This window comes from Ruegeria sp. AG1 (genome assembly GCF_056541705.1).
In genome coordinates, this window is the sequence record NZ_JBQFYU010000023.1 from 1 (window position 1) to 20182 (window position 20182).

At 56.8% G+C, this 20182-nt stretch carries 16 protein-coding genes, 1 tRNA gene and 1 pseudogene; 7 read left to right on the top strand and 11 right to left on the bottom strand.

Annotated elements, in window-relative coordinates; all coding sequences use genetic code 11:
* Positions 1-944: 944 nt before the first annotated feature.
* A complete protein-coding gene (locus tag ACR0B5_RS22510) occupies positions 945-1337 on the top strand; it encodes a CAP domain-containing protein (RefSeq protein WP_480543591.1) in 393 nt (130 codons plus the stop codon).
* A gap of 604 nt (positions 1338-1941) precedes the next feature.
* Here the strand turns inward: ACR0B5_RS22510 and ACR0B5_RS22515 are convergent.
* Genes ACR0B5_RS22515 through ACR0B5_RS22525 form a run of 3 tightly spaced genes read right to left on the bottom strand, consistent with a single transcriptional unit; the run spans position 1942 to position 6167 of the window.
* Positions 1942-3555: an AMP-binding protein gene (locus ACR0B5_RS22515; protein WP_480543593.1), complete on the bottom strand. Its 1614-nt coding sequence runs from the start codon at positions 3553-3555 to the stop codon at positions 1942-1944.
* A gap of 16 nt (positions 3556-3571) precedes the next feature.
* Entirely contained in the window at positions 3572-4381 is an 810-nt protein-coding gene (gene dmdD / locus ACR0B5_RS22520; protein ID WP_170462976.1) for a methylthioacryloyl-CoA hydratase, read from the bottom strand.
* 22 nt (positions 4382-4403) lie between these two features.
* Positions 4404-6167, bottom strand: a complete 1764-nt coding sequence (locus tag ACR0B5_RS22525) for an acyl-CoA dehydrogenase family protein (RefSeq protein WP_480543595.1) — start codon at positions 6165-6167, stop codon at positions 4404-4406.
* Between the two features lie 114 nt (positions 6168-6281).
* Between ACR0B5_RS22525 and ACR0B5_RS22530 the strand changes: the two genes are divergently transcribed.
* Positions 6282-7310, top strand: a complete 1029-nt coding sequence (locus tag ACR0B5_RS22530) for an AraC family transcriptional regulator (protein ID WP_480543597.1) — start codon at positions 6282-6284, stop codon at positions 7308-7310.
* Between the two features lie 110 nt (positions 7311-7420).
* A complete protein-coding gene (locus ACR0B5_RS22535; RefSeq protein ID WP_480543599.1) occupies positions 7421-8827 on the top strand; it encodes a bifunctional enoyl-CoA hydratase/phosphate acetyltransferase in 1407 nt (468 codons plus the stop codon).
* A 5-nt stretch (positions 8828-8832) separates the two neighbouring features.
* On the opposite strand, the gene arsB is transcribed toward ACR0B5_RS22535, so the two are convergent.
* From arsB to ACR0B5_RS22555, 4 genes are read right to left on the bottom strand one after another with little or no spacing between them, the layout of a single operon-like run.
* Positions 8833-9855 (bottom strand): ACR3 family arsenite efflux transporter, encoded by a 1023-nt coding sequence (arsB, locus tag ACR0B5_RS22540; protein WP_480543601.1) that lies wholly within the window; start codon positions 9853-9855, stop codon positions 8833-8835.
* Positions 9852-11117: an organoarsenical effux MFS transporter ArsJ gene (gene arsJ / locus ACR0B5_RS22545; RefSeq protein WP_480543603.1), complete on the bottom strand. Its 1266-nt coding sequence runs from the start codon at positions 11115-11117 to the stop codon at positions 9852-9854. Before arsJ ends, arsB begins: the two co-directional genes overlap by 4 nt.
* Positions 11114-12112, bottom strand: a complete 999-nt coding sequence (locus ACR0B5_RS22550; protein WP_480543605.1) for an ArsJ-associated glyceraldehyde-3-phosphate dehydrogenase — start codon at positions 12110-12112, stop codon at positions 11114-11116. Before ACR0B5_RS22550 ends, arsJ begins: the two co-directional genes overlap by 4 nt.
* A gap of 1 nt (position 12113) precedes the next feature.
* Positions 12114-12941 (bottom strand): arsenate reductase/protein-tyrosine-phosphatase family protein, encoded by an 828-nt coding sequence (locus tag ACR0B5_RS22555; RefSeq protein WP_480543607.1) that lies wholly within the window; start codon positions 12939-12941, stop codon positions 12114-12116.
* 166 nt (positions 12942-13107) lie between these two features.
* Between ACR0B5_RS22555 and ACR0B5_RS22560 the strand changes: the two genes are divergently transcribed.
* Positions 13108-13183: transfer RNA gene (locus tag ACR0B5_RS22560), tRNA-Thr, on the top strand.
* A gap of 299 nt (positions 13184-13482) precedes the next feature.
* A complete protein-coding gene (locus tag ACR0B5_RS22565) occupies positions 13483-13947 on the top strand; it encodes a hypothetical protein (protein WP_480543609.1) in 465 nt (154 codons plus the stop codon).
* 6 nt (positions 13948-13953) lie between these two features.
* On the opposite strand, the gene ACR0B5_RS22570 is transcribed toward ACR0B5_RS22565, so the two are convergent.
* The 4 genes from ACR0B5_RS22570 to ACR0B5_RS22585 form a co-directional block, all read right to left on the bottom strand.
* Positions 13954-14712 carry a KAP family P-loop NTPase fold protein gene (locus ACR0B5_RS22570; RefSeq protein WP_480543611.1) on the bottom strand — a complete coding sequence of 253 codons (759 nt, stop codon included), beginning with the start codon at positions 14710-14712 and terminating at the stop codon, positions 13954-13956.
* Positions 14713-15122: 410 nt separating this feature from the next.
* Complete coding sequence (locus tag ACR0B5_RS22575; RefSeq protein ID WP_480543613.1) at positions 15123-15638, bottom strand: TetR/AcrR family transcriptional regulator; 516 nt, start codon at positions 15636-15638, stop codon at positions 15123-15125.
* A complete protein-coding gene (locus tag ACR0B5_RS22580) occupies positions 15635-16630 on the bottom strand; it encodes a flavin monoamine oxidase family protein (RefSeq protein WP_480543614.1) in 996 nt (331 codons plus the stop codon). The genes ACR0B5_RS22575 and ACR0B5_RS22580 overlap by 4 nt, the downstream gene beginning before the upstream one ends.
* Positions 16627-17298: a cupin domain-containing protein gene (locus tag ACR0B5_RS22585; protein WP_480543616.1), complete on the bottom strand. Its 672-nt coding sequence runs from the start codon at positions 17296-17298 to the stop codon at positions 16627-16629. Before ACR0B5_RS22585 ends, ACR0B5_RS22580 begins: the two co-directional genes overlap by 4 nt.
* A gap of 1176 nt (positions 17299-18474) precedes the next feature.
* Between ACR0B5_RS22585 and ACR0B5_RS22590 the strand changes: the two genes are divergently transcribed.
* Together ACR0B5_RS22590 and ACR0B5_RS22595 are read left to right on the top strand one after the other, a co-directional pair.
* Positions 18475-18918, top strand: a complete 444-nt coding sequence (locus ACR0B5_RS22590) for a hypothetical protein (RefSeq protein ID WP_480543618.1) — start codon at positions 18475-18477, stop codon at positions 18916-18918.
* 255 nt (positions 18919-19173) lie between these two features.
* A pseudogene (locus ACR0B5_RS22595) lies at positions 19174-20182 on the top strand (IS3 family transposase); the annotation flags it as partial.

Here is a 20182-nt window from a genome sequence, read left to right on the forward strand (position 1 = left end):
GCCTTTCCCGACCACAGAGGCTAAGGGCTTTGGATAGATGGCTGGCAATGGTTCCGCATTCCCCAACCCGTCACGTTCAACGGTCACGTCACACAGTTGGCGCATCGCTGTGGCAGGGATGGTGTTGGAGTAGAGGTTGCACATGGCCCCAAAAGCTACGCACAAGACCTAAGTTGGACAAGGCTGCGCGACTTGACTTCTCCCCACGCCGAGTGAATGTATCTAAGCACAACAACAGTGTCCGCTGAAGCCGACCGTGTTTCGATATCATGGGACATGTTGGTGATGTGAGGGGTTGGTCGAGGGGGTAAGGACCAACCCCTTGTCCTCACCCGTGAGTGAGTGGAGGTGTGTGTAGTCTGATTTACTGTGACACCAAAACTACTTGGTGAAAATTGGGGAAACCCCGTATTGCCCAATTCTACGGCGAAACGATTTGTTTCTGGGTCCGAAACGGAGAGTTTCACAATGAATCGTGGACACAATTTCGCCACAATGCGATCCTCTGACCGTGGGTGACATGCTTGTATTTTAGAACGTTCTGGTTTTTCCGACTGGATTTGAGGGGGTTAATTGGTTCGGTGTGTCACCCAACGAAGCCCTCAACCGACCAACGATAGCGATGAAGTGCTTTCCGCTACGTAAGCGAGCTTCCCGTCGTTGTTTCATCAAACTGTCACAATTCAAACATTCAGATTCGATAGCGGGTAAGTGCGGCGCGTCTTGAATGGGGTTTGCGATTGTAAATGAGGGGGTACGAGTTCGACGCGTCGTACCTTCCGCCAATATAGCTACTTTCAGTCCACACTGAGTCTCTGATACTAAGGCCTTGGTTCAACAAGACCTGAATGTGCGCCCTATGGTTTTCAAGAACTTCGAACTGAACAATTTGGACCGAAGCGGGGAGGTTTGAGTTGCTACGCCTACTCCTCGTCTTTGGGTTTTTGCTCCCCACTGTTCTTTTGGCCGACACCTTGGCAACGAACGAGCTGAACGAGTACCGCAAAAGCAAAGGTCGTCCAGCGCTCAGCTACAGTCCACAATTGGAAAAGGCCGCCAAGTCCCATGCTGAAGACATGGTTAGAAAGGGTTTCTTTTCGCATAACGGGTCAAACGGGTCAGACGTAGGCGAGCGAGTGAACAGGGCAGGCTATGAATGGTGTTTTGTGGCGGAAAACGTCGCCCAAGGGCAGAGCAGCCTGGATGCTGTGATTACGGCTTGGGCGCAGTCGCGGGAACATAGGGCCAATATGCTGTCACGCAAGGTCAAGGAGTTCGCGTTGTACGAGGGGGCGGGTAGCACTTGGGTGATGGTATTGGCCGCCCCGTGCCAGTAGAGCTTCACCTACTGCAGGTTTTTTGGCACATCTATAAGGCAAAAGAGTAAGAAACGCTTAGACCTTCGCTACGTCCATTTTTGCAACCGTTAGATCCATTTAACATCCCATCGCAGTGTTACAGCTGCACCGACCTTTTTTCCGATGTGGATGTCCATTTGCTCGAAACGGCGCATGAATTCAGTGCCTGTCTCACCATCCTGTCGCTCTAGGGTCTCCGTCTATTCCGAACCGGATACACTAACGATGGCGCGATATACGTTCTCCTCCAGATTTCGCGGGTAAACGCTTTGGCAGCTGTGTTGTATGACACTCCCAAACGTTCAGCGGCTTGTCTGACGCTTAGACAAATCTTGCCGTTATTGTTGTATTCTACACCGTGCCATTCCAGCCTAAGCCAAGGGTAAAGTGCCTGCGCCGTTGACGAGAGGGCCCGCCAAGCGGGCTCCTCCATCATGTTTCTGACAAGCTTGGTCCAATGCTCTCCGCGTTTTTCGTTCTTCCTGTCGCGCCCCATCTAGGCCACCTCCGCCTTGCTGAGACGTGTTTACCAAAGTTTGAGGCTTTGCCCGAGCTTCGTTGGAGTAACCCGGGCAGACGTAGGTCAAAGCGACAGTGTTTTGACGCGGTCGCGCAGTTGGAATTTCTGGATCTTGCCGGTTGAGGTTTTGGGAAGCGTCTCAAAAACAACCGCTTTTGGCGCCTTGAACCCGGCCAGATGATCGCGACAGAAAGCGATGATGTCCTCGGCGCTTGCCTCGGCCCCGTCGCGTAATTCGATAAAGGCGCAGGGGACCTCGCCCCATTTCTCATGCGGCATTGCGACCACGGCGGCGGCCTGAACCGCGTCATGGCGATACAGCACCGCTTCGACCTCGACAGATGAGATGTTTTCACCGCCCGAGATGATCACGTCCTTCAGCCGGTCGCGGATCTGGATGTAGCCGTTTTCATGCATCACAGCTCCGTCGCCGGACCAGAACCAGCCGTCCTCGAAGGCGTTTGAGCTCGCCTCGGCGTCTTTGTAGTACCCGGCCATGACCGTGTTGCCCCGGATGGCGATCTCACCTTGTGTGGCACCATCGCGCGGCACCGGTGCGCCGTTGTCGCGGTCGATTACGGTGACCTCTTCGACCATCGGAAAAGCGATGCCCTGTTGTGCCTGCAATTCAGCCTGTTCCGCTGGGCTGAGATCGTTCCACTCTTCCTGCCAGAGGCATTGCGAGATGTGGCCGTAAGTCTCGGTCAGACCATAGACCTGCATGACGTCAAACCCCATCGCGCGGGTCTTCTCCAAGACCGACGGGGGCGGAGGCGCACCGGCGGTCAGCACCCGGATTGCGGGATCAAAGGGGGCGGCGTCGCTTTCGGCCTCTGCGAGCATTTGCAGCACGATGGGGGCCGCACCGAAATGGGTCACACCATGGGTGCGGATTGCGTCTAGAATACGGTCTGCGGCGGGGACGCGTGTAAAGACAACCGTCCCTCCAAGCATCGCCATCAACCAGGGATGGCCCCAGCCGTTGCAGTGGAACATCGGCACGACGGACAGATAGACCGGATAGAGGGGCATCTGCCATGCGGTGCCCGTACCCAACGCCATCAGGTAGGCGCCACGGTGGTGATAGACGACGCCCTTGGGGCGGCCCGAGGTGCCCGAGGTGTAGTTCAGCGCAATCGCGTCCCACTCATCATCGGGCAGATCGATAGGCAGGGGCGGGGCCGTGGTCAGCGCCTCATAGGTTTGGCCGCCGAGGCTTTGACCAGTGGCCGCAGGATCGGTGATTTCGACCACAGGTATTGCGCGACCCAGCAGATCAAAGGCTTTGGACAGAAGCGGCACCAGTTCCCAGTCCACAATCACCAGTTTGGTGTCCGCATGGTCCAGAATATAGGCGATGGTTTCGGGCTCGAGCCGGGTGTTGAGCGTATTCAGCACCCCTCCGGTCAGGGGCAGGGCAAAATGCAGCTCAAACAGTTCCGGGATGTTCGGGCTGAGGACCGAGACCGTATCACCCTTCTGCACGCCAAGTGCTGCCAACCCACTGGCCACCGCGCGAATGCGGGCGGCGGTTTCCGCCCAGCTTCGTCGGATATCACCATAGATAACAGCGGTGCGCGCGCCGTGCAGGGTTTCGGCGCGGCGCAGGAAGGACAAAGGTGACAAAGGCACGTGGTTGGCCCGTGTCTTCTGAAGAGCTTCGAAATGGTGACGCATCCGGGTCCTTCCTGTCTTAGCTGTTGGGCCGCACGCGGGCGGCGGTTTTGTTGGCAAAAGCTTCCAACCGTTCGCGGGCGGCAGGCTGGGTGTTGACCACACCGCCCACCACGGCTTCGGCATAAGCTGCATCCATGCCGGACATGTTGTTCAAATGGCTGATCGCCGAACAGATCGCAAAATTGGTCAAAGGCAGGTTCTGCGCAATTTGGTCTGCCAGTTCCATTGCCTTGGCCATGCTACCACCGTCTTCGGTGATGTATTGCGCCAGTCCCAGATCGACGGCCTCTTGCCCCTGATAGACACGGCCGGTCAGGATCATGTCGATCATGCGGTATTTGCCGATCATGTCCGAGACGCGGATGGTTGCGCCTCCGCCCGTGAAAATCCCGCGCTGCCCCTCGGGCAAGGCGAAATAGGTGCCGGGATCGATGACGCGGATATGGGCGGCGCTGGCAAGCTCCAACCCGCCACCAACCACCGCGCCTTTCAGGGCGGCGATAATCGGCACACCACCATATTCCATCTTGTTGAACGCCTCATGCCAGCGCAGGCAGACATGCATGAAGTCATCGGGGCTGCGGTCGGCCTTCCAGTGTTCAACCAAATCAAGACCCGCGCAGAAGTGATCGCCCTCGCCGGTCAGCACAACAGCCCGCACGCCGGCCATGCGCGCGCCGCTGAAAAAGCGGATCAGTTCTTCGATCGTGGCCACGTCCAATGCATTGCGCTTGGTCGGGCGGTTCAGGGTCACGACATAGAGGCCATTGTCACGCTCGGAAATCGCGAGGTTTTCATAGGTGGCGGGGTTCACGACATCATTCATTTTGCGGATCCTTTTAAAGGCGTTATTCGGGGAAGGCCGCGTCAAGCAGGCTGCGCGCGCCGTGTAAGATGCGGGTGTGTTCGGCACTGCATTCCGGCAGGATGTGCTGGGCAAAGAACAGCGCGGTGGCGATCTTATGGGTCATGAACTGCGTGTTCTGCCCATCGTTCAACGCGGCCTGCGCCGGGGTGACACCTTTTGCCAGTTTCCACCCCGCCGCAAGCGTACCTGCCAGCATCAGGAACGGGACCGAGCCCGCAAAAGCGGCGTCGATATCTTTGCGGCTGTTTTCCAATAGCCATTCCAAGGCGGCTTCAAACGCGCTGCGCGCCTGTGCAAGGCTTGCACCGATGGCTTGCGCGGTGGCATCGCCCTTTGCAAGCTCGGCCTCGGTTGCCGCAATGCGCGCAGCGAACCGGCGGGCGGTTTCGCCTCCGTCACGCATAACCTTGCGACCCAGAAGGTCGTTGGCCTGAATGGCGGTGGTGCCCTCGTAAATCGGCAGAATGCGAGCATCGCGATAGTGCTGAGCAGCTCCGGTTTCTTCGATGAAGCCCATGCCGCCGTGGATTTGGACGCCCAGCGAGGCGACCTCGACCGCGCGTTCCGAACAGAAGCCCTTGACCAGCGGAACCATAAACTCGGCCAGGGCGGCCATGTCCGGATCATCCTGATGGTGTGCGATATCCAGCAGCCCGGCCGTGGCCGCCGCCATGGCCCGCCCGCCTTCGGTCAGGCTGCGCATCCGCATCAGCATACGGCGCACGTCGGGGTGTTCGATGATCGCCACCGCCTCCTTGACCTGACCATTCACGGGGCGGCTTTGGATCCGATCCCGCGCATAAGCCAAGGCGCGCTGATAGGCACGTTCTGAGGTCGCGATGCCCTGAACACCAACCGAAAAGCGCGCGGCGTTCATCATGATGAACATATATTCCAGCCCGCGGTTTTCTTCACCGATCAGGAAGCCCGTGGCGTCTTTGTATTCCAGCACCGCCGTTGGGCTGGCGCGTACGCCCAGCTTGTGTTCGATGCTGACACAGTTCACCGAATTCTCCGCCCCAACCGAGCCATCCTCTGCAACCATCTTCTGCGGGACGATGAACAGGCTCAGCCCCTTCGGTCCGGCGGGCGCGTCAGGGGTGCGGGCCAGAACCAGATGAATGATGTTCTCAGTCAGGTCATGCGCGCCGTATGTGATGAAGATCTTGGTGCCGGACACGCCATAGCTACCATCTTCGCGCTGCACCGCCTTGGTCGAGACGCGACCCAGATCGCTGCCCGCCTGCGGTTCGGTCAGGTTCATCGTCCCCGACCAGCGCCCAGCAATTAAAGGCTCTAAATAGGTGGTTTTCTGCGCGTCCGAGCCTGTCAATAGCAGCGCTTCGATCGCGCCGTCGGTCAGCAAGGGGCACAGGCCAAAGCTCATGTCGGCGGCATTCAGCATTTCGACCGCCGCCGCGCCAACCGTACGCGGCAAGCCCATGCCGCCAAACTCAGGAGGGTGCGTGAGGGCCTGCCAGCCCATCTCAACAAATTGCGCATAGGCCTGCGCGTCCCCTTCGGGCATTTTCACGCGACCGTTGTCAAACTGTGCGCCCAACGTATCGCCGATATGGGACAGGGGCGCGATCTGTTCGCTGCAGAACCGCGCATAGCCTTCCAGCGCAGCGCCGATATCGGTCAGGTCGAAGTCCGAGTATGCGTCCAGAGTGGACACTGTTTCCCAATGGGACAGGTGTTCGATACAGAACATCAGATCCTGCACGGGTGGCTGATAGGACATGCCAGATTCCCCCAATGGTAATTGTGGTTTCACGTCATTTATCTGCCATGTAGCTTGCCGAAAAGCTCATATATTGCCAAGATACTATCCGATATTGCCAAACTGGGGGCGATCATGGTCAGCAATGACCCCATCTCACTTACAACTGTTTCTGCCGGGTTCATCCAGGATTGGCTTGAGGCGCTGAGGGTGTGTTGCAGCGCAGATCAGATGCAGTACCTGCTGAGCCGTTCGGGGCTTCACGCCAGTTCGTCAGAGCCTGCGCAGCGCGTGACGCTTCAGGAAATCGCCCGCCTGTACCAGCTGGCCGCGCCTGAGACGGGGGACGAAATGATGGGCCTCTGGAGCCGTCCCATTCGGCCGCGTGCCCTGCAGCACCTTGTGACCGTCCTGCGCGAAGCAAGCAGCCTGACCTCGTCGCTGTATCGCTTTTCGACATTCTGGAACTTGTTGCTAGACGATTTCCACCTGGATCTACGCACCGGGCCGGAGGTGGCTGAGCTTTCGCTGGTACCGTATCGGCAGGACACGGCACCCCAGCGCTTTGGTCATATGCTGATCCTGAAACTTGCGCATGGGCTGCTGTCATGGCTGGGCGGATCGGAAACGCCGGTAAAGGCCGTTCGCTTTGCCTTTGCGCGGCCCGGTTTTGCGGCGGACTATGCGGTTGTCTTCCCCTGCGCGGTGACATTCGATGCCCCGCAGACCAGCATTCTGTTCGATCCGCGCCGCTTTGATCCCCCGATCACGCGCAGTCCGGCTGAGGCGTCTCTATTTCTGGAACGCGCACCGATCGACTGGATTTTCACCAACTCACGCGCCCATACAAACAGCCTACAGGTCCGGGCGTTCCTGTATCGGACGTCCTGGAAAAGCAGCCAGCTTCCCGATGCGGCCCTTGCTCTGAAGATGACGCCCCGGACCCTGAACCGGCGTCTCAAGGACGAGGGCACCTCGTTTCAGGACATCAAGGACGCCCTGCGCCGCGATATTGCGATCCGCGCCCTGCAGCAAAGCGGCGACAGTATCGAGCAAATTGCGTTCGACACGGGGTTCTCGGCCCCGGCGAATTTTCACCGCGCGTTCCGGAAATGGACCAACCGCAGCCCGGGTTCGTATCGCGCACAGGATCGCGCAGTCTGACCGTCGCGGCGCTTGCATGTCTCTGTCATATTGAGCCTTTATGGGTCTTTGAACAGCAACTGTTCGGGGTGTCTGCCCAAGGGTTGGCTTTTATATTGAAAGGGGAATGAATGTCATCGGATGAGGATACAGGCATCGGCTTTATCGAAAACCGGCCGTTTGATGAGATCAGCGTCGGAGATACGGCCGAACTGTCCCGTACCCTGACCGCGCAGGATATCGATGCCTTTGCGGCGGTCTCAGGCGATGTGAACCCAGCCCATGTGGATGAGGCCTTCGCGCAGGAGGATGTCTTTCACAGGGTGGTCGCGCATGGCATGTGGGGCGGTGCGCTGATATCCAATGTTTTAGGCACGCAATTGCCGGGGCCCGGGACAGTTTATATGGATCAGACCCTAAAATTCCTCAAACCCGTTGGTATCGGCGATACGGTCACTGTGCGCGTCACCGTGACCGAAAAGCAGCCCGAGAAGAAGCACGTCACTCTGGATTGCCTCTGCACGACTGGCGATGGCAAGCCTGTCATCACCGGACAGGCCGTTGTGATCGCGCCAGACAAAAAAGTCAAAAGACCCCGAATGGCGATGCCGGATTTGGTTTTGCATCACCGGGGCGCCTCCTATGACCGATTGCTGAGCGCGGCTCAGAAAATGGACCCATTGCCCACAGCCGTGGTCCATCCCTGTGATGAAAGCGCGTTGGAGGGGGCGCTCTCGGCCCGCGATTTGGGTTTGTTAGAGCCTGTTTTGGTCGGTCCGCGCAGCCGGATACTACATGCGGCGGATGCGGCTGGGTTGGATATCGGCGGGCTCGAGATCGTTGATACGCCGCACAGCCATGCCTCGGCCGAACGGGCGGTGCATCTGGCGCGGGATGGTCGTGTGAAGGCCCTGATGAAGGGCGCTTTGCACACGGATGAGGTCATGTCCGCCGTTGTCTCTAAGGCCAATGGTTTGCGCAGCGAACGCCGGATGAGCCATGTCTATGTCATGGATGTGCCGACCTACTCCAAACCGCTTCTGATCACCGATGCGGCCATCAACATAGCGCCCGATCTGCAGACCAAGGCGGACATGGTTCAGAATGCCATTGATCTGGCGCGCGCCATCGGGATCGAGACGCCTAAGGTGGCGATCTTGTCAGCGGTTGAGACCATTACACCCCGGCTGCAATCCACGGTCGAGGCTGGTGCCCTGTGTAAAATGGCGGATCGTGGGCAGATCACGGGCGGTATGCTTGATGGCCCTCTGGCCTTTGACAACGCCGTGTCGATGCGGGCTGTCACGACCAAGGGCATCAAGTCCGATGTGGCGGGGCAGGCCGATATACTGGTCGCGCCAGACCTTGAGGCCGGCAACATGATTGCTAAGCAGCTCATGTATCTGGCCGGAGCCGAGGCCGCAGGGATCGTTTTGGGTGCGCAGGTGCCGATCATGCTGACCAGCCGCGCCGATGATCGCCGCACTCGCATCGCCTCGGCGGCGATTGCGGTGCTGTATGATCAATCGGTGCGCTGAATGATCTACTGCGTCGCGGGTTCGGGAAACCGGACCCGCGTGCGGTTGGCGAAGGCAACCAGTGACAACATCACCGGTACCTCGACCAGTACACCCACCACCGTCGCAAGCGCCGCGCCCGAGTTCAGGCCGAACAGGCTGATAGCGACCGCTACGGCCAGCTCAAAAAAGTTTGAGGTACTGATCATGGCGCAAGGGGCCGCGATCCGGTGCGGGACCTTCAGGGCATAGGCGGCCCCATAGGCCAGAGCGAAGATGCCATAGCTTTGGATCAGGATCGGCACGGCGATCAAAACAATGACCATCGGCTTGGCCAGGATCGTCTCTCCCTGAAGGCCGAACAGGATCACCACCGTGGCGATCAGGCCCATGATCGACCATGGTTTGACGCGGGCCGAGAAGGCATCTATGGCCCCTTGTGATCCCAGTTTCCGGCGGGTGAGCAATCCGGCGATCAGAGGCAAAATCACATACAGGACGGTGGCCAACACCAGCGTTTGCCAAGGCACCGAGATATCGGTGACCCCCAGAAGGAATGCCACGATAGGCGCAAAGGCTACCACCATGATCAGGTCATTCACCGAGACCTGAACCAGCGTATAGGTCGCATCCCCTTTGGTCAGCTGCGACCAGACAAACACCATCGCGGTGCAGGGGGCGGCCCCCAAGAGGATCAGACCCGCGGTGTATTGTGCAGCATCTTCCGGCTGAATCCACGGGGCAAAGACGTAATCGAAGAACAACACGGCCAGTAGAGCCATAGTGAAGGGTTTGATCAGCCAGTTGACCACCAGCGTCACGATCAGGCCTTTGGGTTGCCGGGCCACGCCCGCGACCGCCTTGAAATCGACGCCAACCATCATCGGGTAGACCATGGCCCAGATCAGCAGGGCCACGACAAGGTTGACGCTCGCCACCTCGGCCCCGGCGATCAGACCGACCAGACCGGGCGCGGCCAGTCCGATCAGCACGCCGCCGCCCATGGCGAGGGCGACCCAGATTGTCAGATAGCGCTCGAAGATGCTCATGAATATGCCTCAGTTGTTTGGTCGGTCAGCTTGCCCGAAGTGAGCGCCGCAAGCGCCACCATGACAGCCGCTGTACCCAGCACAAGGGGGAGGCCGCCGACCTGATAAGTAAAGCCGGACAGGACGGTGCCCAAAAGGCGGCCTGTCGCGTTGGCCATATAGTAGAAGCCGACATCCATCGTGACCCGTTCGGACTTGGTGAAGGCGAGGATCAGATAGGAATGCAGGGATGAGTTAACGGCGAAGATTGCTCCAAACACCAGCAGGCCCAAAACCAACGTGATTGTCAGCCATGTTTCAGGCCCGGAAGACAGTAAAACCGCCAGCGTTAGAGCCGCAGGAAGGCAGAACAGCATTGCCGCCCAGCTGCGTGCAGCGCGGATCAAATCGCCTTCGGACCGGTCTGAGGCCCGTAGGATCTTGGGCGCGTTGGCCTGAACAACGCCGTAGAGGATGATCCAGAACGCCATGAAGGTGCCGATTATGAAAAAGGCGGCGCGGTTGCCCTCTTCCGTACCATCCGAGAGGACGGCGTAGAAATAGATAGGGATGCCGACTACGAACCACACGTCGCGGGCACCGAACAGGAAGACCCGCGCGGCGGACAGCCAATTGACGTTGGCAGATTTCGAGAAGACCTCAGAGAACTTCGCGCCCTTGCGCCCTTTGGGCAGACCGGGGGGCATGAAGCGGATGACAGCGAACAGGATCACCGCGAGAACGACTGCCATCACAATGATTGCCGCCTGAAAGCCCAACGTTGCGAGCATGGCTGCACCAAGAAGGAAGCCCAGCCCTTTGACCGCGTTCTTTGATCCGGTCAGCACCGCCACCCAGCGAAACAGCCCGCCGCCCTCGGTCGGGGCCAGCAATTTCACCGCGGATTTCGAGGACATCTTGGCCAGATCCTTGGCCACTCCGCTTGCGCCTTGCACGATCATGACGAAGGCCACAGATGCACCAATCGCCCAATTAGGGTCTAGTTGCGTCAACGCCAGCAGCGCCACCACCTGCAACCCAAGCCCTGCATAGAGCGTCGAGGTCAAGCCAAACCGCGCCGCGATCCAGCCCGCTGCAAGGTTCGTAACCATCCCCGCGATTTCATAGAGGACAAACAGATAGGCCAGCTGCACCGGCGAGAAGCCAAGCGTGTGAAAGTGCAACAGCACCAGCATCCGCAAGGCTCCGTCGGTCAGCATAAAAGCCCAATAGGCCGCCGTGACCGCGATATAGGCCGACAGCCCCTCAGGCCGATCGGTCACAGCGAGGCCCCAACCATCAGCGCCACATCGACCAGGCGGTGGGCATAGCCCATCTCGTTGTCATACCAGGCATAGATTTTCACCTGTGTCCCGTTCACCACCATGGTCGACGGCGCATCGACGATCGAAGAGCGCTCGTCATTGGTGTAGTCGGTTGACACCAGCGGACGGGTCTCACAGCCCAGAATGCCATTCAATTCACCTTCGGCGGCGGCTTTGAAGAAGGCGTTGACCTCTTCGACGGTGGTTTCACGCTCAACCTCGAACACGCAGTCGGTCAGTGAGGCGTTCAACAGCGGCACCCGCACCGCATGGCCGTTCAAACGTCCCTTGAGTTCAGGGTAGATCAGCGTGATCGCCGTGGCCGAGCCGGTTGTGGTCGGGATCAATGAGTTCAGGGCCGAGCGCGCCCGGCGCAGATCCTTGGCGGGACGATCCACGATGGTCTGCGTGTTGGTCACGTCATGAATCGTGGTCATAGAGCCGTGGCGGATGCCCAGATTCTCATGGATGACCTTCACCACCGGGGCCAGACAGTTCGTTGTGCAGGAGGCTGCGGTCACGATCTGATGGATAACCGGATCGTAGATGTCTTCATTCACACCCATCACGATGTTGGCGGTCGGGCCGTCCTTGACCGGGGCCGAGACGACAACTTTTTTTACGCCCGCATCGAAATAGGGGGCCAGTTTTGCCTCGGTCTTGAAGACACCGGTGCAGTCAATCACCACATCGACGCCGTCCAGCGGCAGAGCGCTCAGATCCTTGGTGCCGATGAAGGGCAGGCGGGTGCCGTTGATGGTGACGCTTTCGTCATCATGCTCGAAAGTGGCGTCCCAACGGCCATGAACCGTGTCGAACTCCAACAGATGCGCGTGCATCTCGGCATCTCCGACCGCGTCGTTGATCCAGGCGATCTTGGCGCCTTTCTCCAACAGCGGTTTCAGGGCCAGTTTTCCTATCCGGCCCAGGCCATTCACAGCATATGTGGTCATTTCAGTCTCCGACAGAGGTTCTGCCGATGTCATCGACAGCAGATTGTAGGGCGATCCGGTCAAGGCTTTCGACCGGCAAGGAGGTGAACGCCTCGATCCGGCGCTTCAGCGCGCCATAGGCGTTTTGAAAGGCGAAGCTTTTCTCGGCATCGGTTCCGGTAGCTTTCACCGGGTCTTCCATGCCCCAATGGCCGCTGATCGGTTGGCCTTCCCAGGCCGGGCAGTCTTCGTTCGCAGCTTGATTGCAAACGGTAAAAACAAAATCCATCTCCGGCGCCCCGTCGGTTGCAAATTCCGACATATGCTTGGAGCGCAGGACCGAAGTATCGTGACCCTTGTCCTGCAACACCTGCACGGCAAAGGGATTCAACTCGGACGCGGGCTGCGTTCCGGCGGAATAGACGGTGAACCTGTCGCCACCCAATTGGCGCAGCAGTGTTTCGGCAAAGATCGAGCGGGCGGAATTGCCCACGCATAGAAACAGGACGTTGAACTTGCGGTCAGTCATGTCTTCATTTCCCTGTGTGAAAGGCATGCAGATATCGGGACGACCCCGGCAGCAATCGACGACCAGAAAATCCAGCATTCCCTGAACTTTAGCCATGTCGACGGAATAAAGCAGAGACGTGCCAGAGCGTTCCTGTGTCACCAGCCCGGACCTTTGCAGCGCATTCAGATAGTTCGACATGGTGCTGGGTTTGATATCCAGCTCCGAGGCCAGCTCACCCGCTGGCACGGTGTCAGGAAACCGTCGCATTAACATGCGAAAGACTGTGATGCGTTGCGGATGCCCCAGAATGGCCAGCTGATCGGTAATTTCTTCTATCATATTTCATGAATTATAGAAATATATATTGGTGGTCAACCGGGAAACCTATTGTGTCATAGAACTTTCATGAAGCCTCGGCGCGCTGATCCGGGCTTGCAGGCGCAGACCTGACGAATTAAAGAAGCCTTCGCATCCTTCCGGAATTCAGCTTCGGAGGACCAACGGTGCCGCTGTAGCTCAGCTGGTAGAGCACGTCATTCGTAATGATGGGGTCGTAGGTTCGAGTCCTATCAGCGGCACCACCCTTCTCCGATAACCCTCCAAATTAAGCACTGGAATTAACACCTTCGGCAAGTCCGCATGGTGATGTTTGCGCTTTCGACTTTCAGACATCCGGGCCAGGCTGGCCGCAGGATTGGCGAAAACGGCCAGTCCCGGGGCTTAGTAACCCCACCAAGAGCGGTCGGTGTCGACCGTAATGACACCTCCTCGAACCCTATGGTCGGGGAGGCACTGGCGTATGTCCAGGGCTCCGGCCTAAAGGCCAGCGCGGTCGTCTCTTGGCGGCTTACTAACTCCCCGGCTGCCAGAGGACACTCTGGTGGCCGATTTCGTTAGTAGAGGAGCCGTTATGAACAGTGAGATTTCCAGCCGCGCAACAAAGCAATGCCCTCATTGCGCGGAAGATATTAAAGCCGAAGCTGTCTTTTGCCGACTTTGCGGAAAGAACCTTTCCACCGAAGCTGACTCTGAGCCACGCAAACAGCATGAGTTCACCGAGGGGAAGTGCGTACTCTGCGGCACATCCGAGGAATATGTTCAGACCTATGACAGCAAGTGTATACTGGATATGTCCCGGCACAAACCGAAGCCCAGAAAAATCCTGTGCCCAAAATGCACCTCTGATCAAGTGACTGCTCAGAAGCAAGGCTTTGGCCTAGGAAAAGCTGTGGCGGGTGGCGTCGCAGCGGGCGGGGTCGGCCTATTGGCCGGTTTTGTCGGAAGCGGCAAAATCAAAGTTACCTGCCTGCTCTGCGGCCACGCATGGAAGCCCGGAAAAGGGTAGCCGTACCTAGCTAACGGCCAGCACACGTCCGTAGGCGTCCGTCGAAGCTCGTAGCTGCATATGCTGGTAGCGGCCCTTGCCAAACCCAAAGGTGGCACAGTGCTCAATGTCGTCTATGACAATCAAGTAACGCTTGTCACATTCTGCGAGTGCTTCAGATACCTCAGAATGGAACGACTCCACTGTCTTATCTTGCTTGATTAGGTCTGCCACCAAATTCATGCCGCTGGATGCTGCTCCACCTGCACCGGGAGCGGCGAAGTTCAGAGCGGCTCCAACGAAAGAACTTGAGCCGCTAAGGACTTGTGAGCCGAGTTTTGAAACTGCCTCCTTCGCCCTTTCCACGTCAGTTTGGTCCATAACGCCGTATAGTTGGCGAAAGAATTCGAGCGCTAGCGCCTCTTCGCCTTTGAACCACCAACAATTGAAATCGAGTGTCTCGATATCTTTTGCTTCAACTTGGTCTGCAAGGTGATGTTTGACTAAATTGACGATACTGCTTTTGCCAGTTCCCCAGGGTCCGTGGATCGCGACAACAGTGCCTTCTGGTTGCGTATTTCCAGCGATGGATGTGGCAATCGCGGAAGCAAAAGTGTCGAAGCCGAATTTGTCTTCCTCTGGATTTTCGATCGGTTTGTCGTCGAACTGGCTCCGCGCCTTCATGGAGACTGTTGTCTTAATGGCACTTGCATCCTTGATAGCTGAATGATCATTGCTGAACCATCGTTTCCAAAATGGTCTGTTGCTTGCGCTATCGTTCATCATCTAGCCGATGCATTGGAATTTTCTTTGGAATGAGATTGGGAAGAATTGGTAACTGTCAGATTTTTCGAGGTTAATAGGAATGGAGCCTATCGTGCAATGTAAGAGAACTTCATTCTAGGCGTAAATATCTGGTTGGAAAGCATCTGCGGCGTTGGACTTAGAAGCAACGAACCTAAGCTTCTTCCGACGCCACGTGCATCAACCGGTTTTCGATGGCTTGGTTCTGAACCACCAGCCATCACTATGATGGGACTGTACATTCGTGATGGATTGTGAATGATCGGCAAGACTTAGAGGCCTCACTGAAGATGAGTTTTCAACCCAAGCATCGAAAAATTGCTGACATTCGAACAAACGCAGCGAATTGGTACTATGACCGTGATACGGACATTCGAAGATACCGGCGTGAATTACGGAATTGAGCACGAAACGGACGTTGCTTTCTCGAAGATGTCGTGGTCACACTGCACGGTCGCAAGTAGTGCAGCGCCTTCCAGCGTTGCGAGCAGTGCTAGTGCGTCAGAAAGCGGATCGTCGCTGTCCGGAAATGCGCTCACAAGCCGATCAACTAATGCTGCAAAGAACGCTTTTGCCGCCTCCGCGACAGGTTCAGGCAGACCTCCGCTTTCAGCTGCGAGAAGTCCACAAAGGCACATCTTTCCGTCCTGGCGCAAGCTTTCCGCGAAAAGCTCGCGTAGGCGCGCGACACGCGCATGAGAAGGGCATTCATCCAAAGCGTCTAGGAAACGGGACGTGTAGTTTCTGGCCAGTCGAGCGACCAAGTCGGCTTTGGTTGGGAAGTAATGATGTACGCCTGCGCTGGTCAGCCCTGCGTCGCGTGCAAGGTCTCGGAACGAAAAGCCGTTGTAGCCGCCAGTGCGGACCCGCGCCTCGGCGGCGGCAAGGATTTTCTCTTCTGATGTCATACCATCACCCTCGACAATTCCTTCTGCGCAGCATCCCTGGCTTCAAGAGCGCCTTCGAGGAAACCACCATGCGACGGTGCGGTTTCTGTTCCTGCAAAGATCACCCTCGGAGTAGGAGTGAGTGTACTATACATAGGATGTGATTTAAGCGGCTCGAGGTCGGCAGAAGTGGCGGTTGCCATGTCGGCACTCCAATCTTTGACGATTACGCTGCGTGGCTCGGCTGCTTTGGGGCCAAACAGGCGGACCAGTTGCGCCACCGCTTGCGCTTCGAACCCGGATTGTCGGGCCGCGCCGGGCATGGCAAAGCCGAACAGAGCACCCTCGGTGCCGTCCATGGGTGACGCGTCATGGATTTCAGCCAGGGGACCTTGATGAGAGATTGCGTCACCATTCAGGCCCGCGTCGCGCCAGAATGGGGTGTCGTAAAGAGCAACGAGTTTGGCGTGCCCGGCCATCCACGTTGGAACATCCGGAACGACCACACCCATCTGTGCAGCGAGGCGCGGGGGCAACGCCAAAACAACGAAGTCGGCGCGCAATGAAAACCCGTTTCCGCTCAAGGTCACGAATTCGTCTTCTTCGATCACACGCCGAACTTCGTGGCCAAGGCACAGCGTATCACCAAGCTTTTGAGCGAGGTCGTTGGTTATCTGAGCGAGTCCGCCTGAAACGCGAAGCGCGTCACCCATGGGGGCGAAATCGAAGTCACGACGCACATTTCCCTGAGCATCCTCGAACGCCAATCGTCCATCGCTGTATTGTGGAAATGTTCGCAGCCCAAGCTTGTCTACGAGGGCCAGCATGCGTTGGTTGTGCGGCCAAATCCAAGCAGGGCCAAGGTCGTAGCCACCCTGTGAGAGAATGCGACCGCCTACGCGGTCGCGCGCCTCCAGCAAAAGCACGTCGCGCCCTTCAAGCTTCAGCGCATGCGCCAAAGCGAGGCCAGACAACCCTGCGCCGACGATGACAATCTCTGCGTTTGGCTTCATGTCGCGCTCTCTGCGACGTGACTAAGGTGGCCGGTCTTGATCCAGATTCGCGCCCCGTTAGCGCCAGCGGTCGCCTCGAAACTCGCCCCGACGGGTAGGCGTAACCAATCCCAGCGGGACAGGGTATCGCCGCCCTCGTTCAGGCTCCCATCAATCACAAAGACCTCAAGCCCGCCTGAGGCATGTAGAGAGCGCACTGTACCTGCATCCCAGTGTTCCATCGCTACAGTTTCACGTACATCTGTGTGAAGGGGCAACCTGGAAACACCATCTGCTGCTTCAATCCAGCTTGCCTTACCGCTGTCGATCTGGACCTGATTGCGGTCGCTAGCGTCGAATTGGTGGAGCTTTACCAGAATTGTCGCGCCGTCCTGTGCGGCAGGTGTATGAGACGAGGTCGGTGGGTTCCGCACGTAGGAACCAGTTGGAAAATCACCGTCCTCGTCCTGAAATGTACCGTCGAGCACCAGGTATTCTTCGCCACCGTCATGCGTGTGGGCAGAGAAGGCGCTGCCAGGCGCGAAACGTACGATGGTGGTGGCGCGAGCTACTTCCTCTCCAATTCGGTCAAGCATTTTGCGCTCAACTCCGGGCATCGGGGATGCGACCCATTCGTTCTCTTCAAAATGTACAAGGGTACGTACATTGAAGTCGGCATTCACGCGCATGGTTTGGTCTCCTTCCAGTTTCACTGTGTCTGTACAAATTGACTCTACTTACCTACTGATAGGTAGGTTGTTTCTCGACGTCACTATCGCAACAATGATCACGCGTTCGTGAACGATTGGTTGAACCCCAGCGAATGGAGAATTTGTCTGCTCAATTCCCATTTGCTTCCTGATTCTTAACATCCGGAATGCGCAGTTCACGACTTGCTGCATAAGCGAATGACTGAATTGGGGCCAACTTCGGCTCAGGGCTCTATCCAGGCATCGCCAACTAGAAAGGCTACTTGTTGTATTAAATTGGCTCGCTATCAACGCCTAGCAACAACCAACGGAGGCTCTTTCGAAAACGACCTAATGTCAAACCACTTGAAGCACGTGCCGTCGGCATTTCGTTTGTCGCCTATATGATGCTATTTACCTATTGTCCTATTCAGGATCAGCGCAGCTCTGAACGCTTTTAGGTCAATCAACCATCAATTTAGGATAGTCTGCCCGTCTGGCCCTAAGTGGCCATAGAAAAAGCGATCTCCGTTCCCGTTCACAGTCTTGGGTAGCTCAATCCCTGCCCCAATTGATAACTTGGCCGTGATGTCGAACTCCCTCAGGAACCTGGTAACGTACCCGCGGCGTTAAGCCTGGCTGCAAAACGCATATCTTTGGCGTCCAGTATTAACACGCTTGTAGCACGAAAGTGTTCCAATGGATCCTGCGCAGCCTGACGGATTTGGCTTCCGATGATGCCCTTTATCTCGGGCAAGAACTAATCCGACCAATGCCGATTTACGCTGTAGAAACTCATATTCAATCTCACAAATGAAAATGGACGCAGATAATTCTGTGTCCAGCTCAACTGAAACTCAGGCTGCCCGATCCGATACCGCCTTCGGGGCCTTCACTGCGGTCTCCAAACGCTCAATTGCATCTGCCGTCAGTCTGCGATTGATTCAAGCAACGCGTCGTATCCCCCCTTGTTCGCAAGGTCGATGTCTATAGTTGAGCCACTTGCGGCGATGCCGACGCGGCAAAGATTGAATATGGCGTAGTAGTTGCCTTCAGCGGACCTTGTGTATTTGGCTCGTACAATGCAAATGTCGCGTTCATAACGCCAACCCCGGCTCGTTCACTGAATCCATTGCTAAGTTGAGATTGTGGGCGCACTGCTGCGCCACAATATGGATGCCTGACGCCCCTATAAAAGGGCAATTGGCCCGCCGTCCGGACAGTGAAGTTACCTTAAGAAGTGGGAGTGGTTTGGTCGGTTTTGGATATCGGCCAGGTGATGAATTTTCACTGGCTAAACGCGAAATTAAGCTAATAGAGCTTATACCGGTTTGGATCGCTCAGATGATTGCATGGGCAAACAACTGTAGCGAATTAGAAGAAAGTTCTCTCGAAGGGAATGCCACAGACATATTTTTTACAATCAGCGACATAAACCTTGACGACGGGGCATGGCAGATACAATTCGCGAGCTCAAATAGACCCCCGAGCTACGTTTCAGCTCTGTACTTCTTCAAAGCTGAAAGAAGATTTAATGGAATTCGCCAAACTGAGACTGAGCCAATCCAAAAAAGCGGTTTCGGAGTATTTCCTTTCATTGTCATCGAAAACTTCGACTAAGTGAGACTGAAACTGGTGGATCGTGTATTGAAGCGCAGTGAAAGAGTGTCCAATGCCAATGCATTTTGATAGAAACGTGTCATCACACTCGTAGCATTTGACCAAGTAAACGTACGCACTGCCACTTATTAATCCCCAGTCAACAATTGCGTGGACTTAGGACGCAAGGCTGTCCGCCATCAGCACCCATGGAACAGACTAGGTTGATTGCGTAGCGGAGGATTTCAGGCTCATCGTAACCATCAGAGAGTGGAGATGAGAATGAAATCCGGGAAACAGAAAGCGTCAGTAGAGAGAGTTGTCAAAGACATCCGCAGGAAGACACGGCGCCAGCATTCGGCAGAGGAGAAGATCCGTATTGTGTTGGATGGGCTTCGTGGTGAAGACAGCATAGCGGAGCTGTGTCGCCGTGAAGGAATAGCTACGAGCCTGTATTACAGCTGGTCGAAAGAGTTCCTTGAGGCCGGTAAGAAGCGGTTGGCTGGCGATACCGCACGCCAGGCTACCAGCTCTGAGGTGAAGGATTTGAGAGCGGAATCGTCGGCGCTGAAAGAGGTAGTCGCCGACCTGACCCTTGAGAACCGGCTGCTCAAAAAAAGCATGTTCGAGGATGGGGGAGACGACGAATGAGATATCCCGCATCCGAAAAGCTTGAGATCATCCGGCTGGTTGACGGTTCGCACCTGCCGATCAAACGCACACTGGAAAAGCTCGGCATTCCCAGAACGACCTTCTACCGCTGGTACGACAGGTATCTGTCTTTCGGCGAGGCCGGGCTTGAGGATCGCCATTCCCGGCCAGGTAGGGTTTGGAACCGCATCCCCGACAAGGTGCGCAAGCAGATCGTGGAACTGGCTCTGGAAGAACCCGAGTTATCGCCCCGCGAGCTTGCGGTGCGGTTCACCGACACCAGGCGCTACTTCGTTTCTGAGGCCAGTGTTTACAGGCTTCTGAAGGCACAAGATCTGATCACTAGCCCAGCCTGCATCACCATCAAAGCGGCGGATGAATTCCATGAGAAGACTGTGCGGCCGAACCAGCTTTGGCAGACCGACTTCACCTATCTCAAAGTCATCGGTTGGGGCTGGTTCTACCTGTCTACGATCCTGGATGATTACAGCCGTTACGTTGTCTCTTGGCGCCTTTGCACCACGATGAAAGCTGACGATGTCACAGGAACACTGGAAGACGCTTTGGCTGCATCAGGTTGTGACAGTGTCACCGTTGCCCACAAGCCCCGGCTGCTCAGCGACAACGGCAGCAG

What these genes read in the sequence shown, in the direction of transcription:
- ACR0B5_RS22515 (WP_480543593.1), bottom strand. Translation starts at nt 3,555, where the DNA reads ATGCGTCACCATTTCGAAGCTCTTCAGAAGACACGGGCCAACCACGTG.
- dmdD (WP_170462976.1), bottom strand. Translation starts at nt 4,381, where the DNA reads ATGAATGATGTCGTGAACCCCGCCACCTATGAAAACCTCGCGATTTCC.
- ACR0B5_RS22590 (WP_480543618.1), top strand. Translation starts at nt 18,475, where the DNA reads ATGCCTGACGCCCCTATAAAAGGGCAATTGGCCCGCCGTCCGGACAGT.
- ACR0B5_RS22585 (WP_480543616.1), bottom strand. Translation starts at nt 17,298, where the DNA reads ATGCGCGTGAATGCCGACTTCAATGTACGTACCCTTGTACATTTTGAA.
- arsB (WP_480543601.1), bottom strand. Translation starts at nt 9,855, where the DNA reads ATGAGCATCTTCGAGCGCTATCTGACAATCTGGGTCGCCCTCGCCATG.
- ACR0B5_RS22570 (WP_480543611.1), bottom strand. Translation starts at nt 14,712, where the DNA reads ATGATGAACGATAGCGCAAGCAACAGACCATTTTGGAAACGATGGTTC.
- ACR0B5_RS22525 (WP_480543595.1), bottom strand. Translation starts at nt 6,167, where the DNA reads ATGTCCTATCAGCCACCCGTGCAGGATCTGATGTTCTGTATCGAACAC.
- ACR0B5_RS22530 (WP_480543597.1), top strand. Translation starts at nt 6,282, where the DNA reads ATGGTCAGCAATGACCCCATCTCACTTACAACTGTTTCTGCCGGGTTC.
- ACR0B5_RS22535 (WP_480543599.1), top strand. Translation starts at nt 7,421, where the DNA reads ATGTCATCGGATGAGGATACAGGCATCGGCTTTATCGAAAACCGGCCG.
- ACR0B5_RS22550 (WP_480543605.1), bottom strand. Translation starts at nt 12,112, where the DNA reads ATGACCACATATGCTGTGAATGGCCTGGGCCGGATAGGAAAACTGGCC.
- ACR0B5_RS22555 (WP_480543607.1), bottom strand. Translation starts at nt 12,941, where the DNA reads ATGATAGAAGAAATTACCGATCAGCTGGCCATTCTGGGGCATCCGCAA.
- ACR0B5_RS22575 (WP_480543613.1), bottom strand. Translation starts at nt 15,638, where the DNA reads ATGACATCAGAAGAGAAAATCCTTGCCGCCGCCGAGGCGCGGGTCCGC.
- ACR0B5_RS22580 (WP_480543614.1), bottom strand. Translation starts at nt 16,630, where the DNA reads ATGAAGCCAAACGCAGAGATTGTCATCGTCGGCGCAGGGTTGTCTGGC.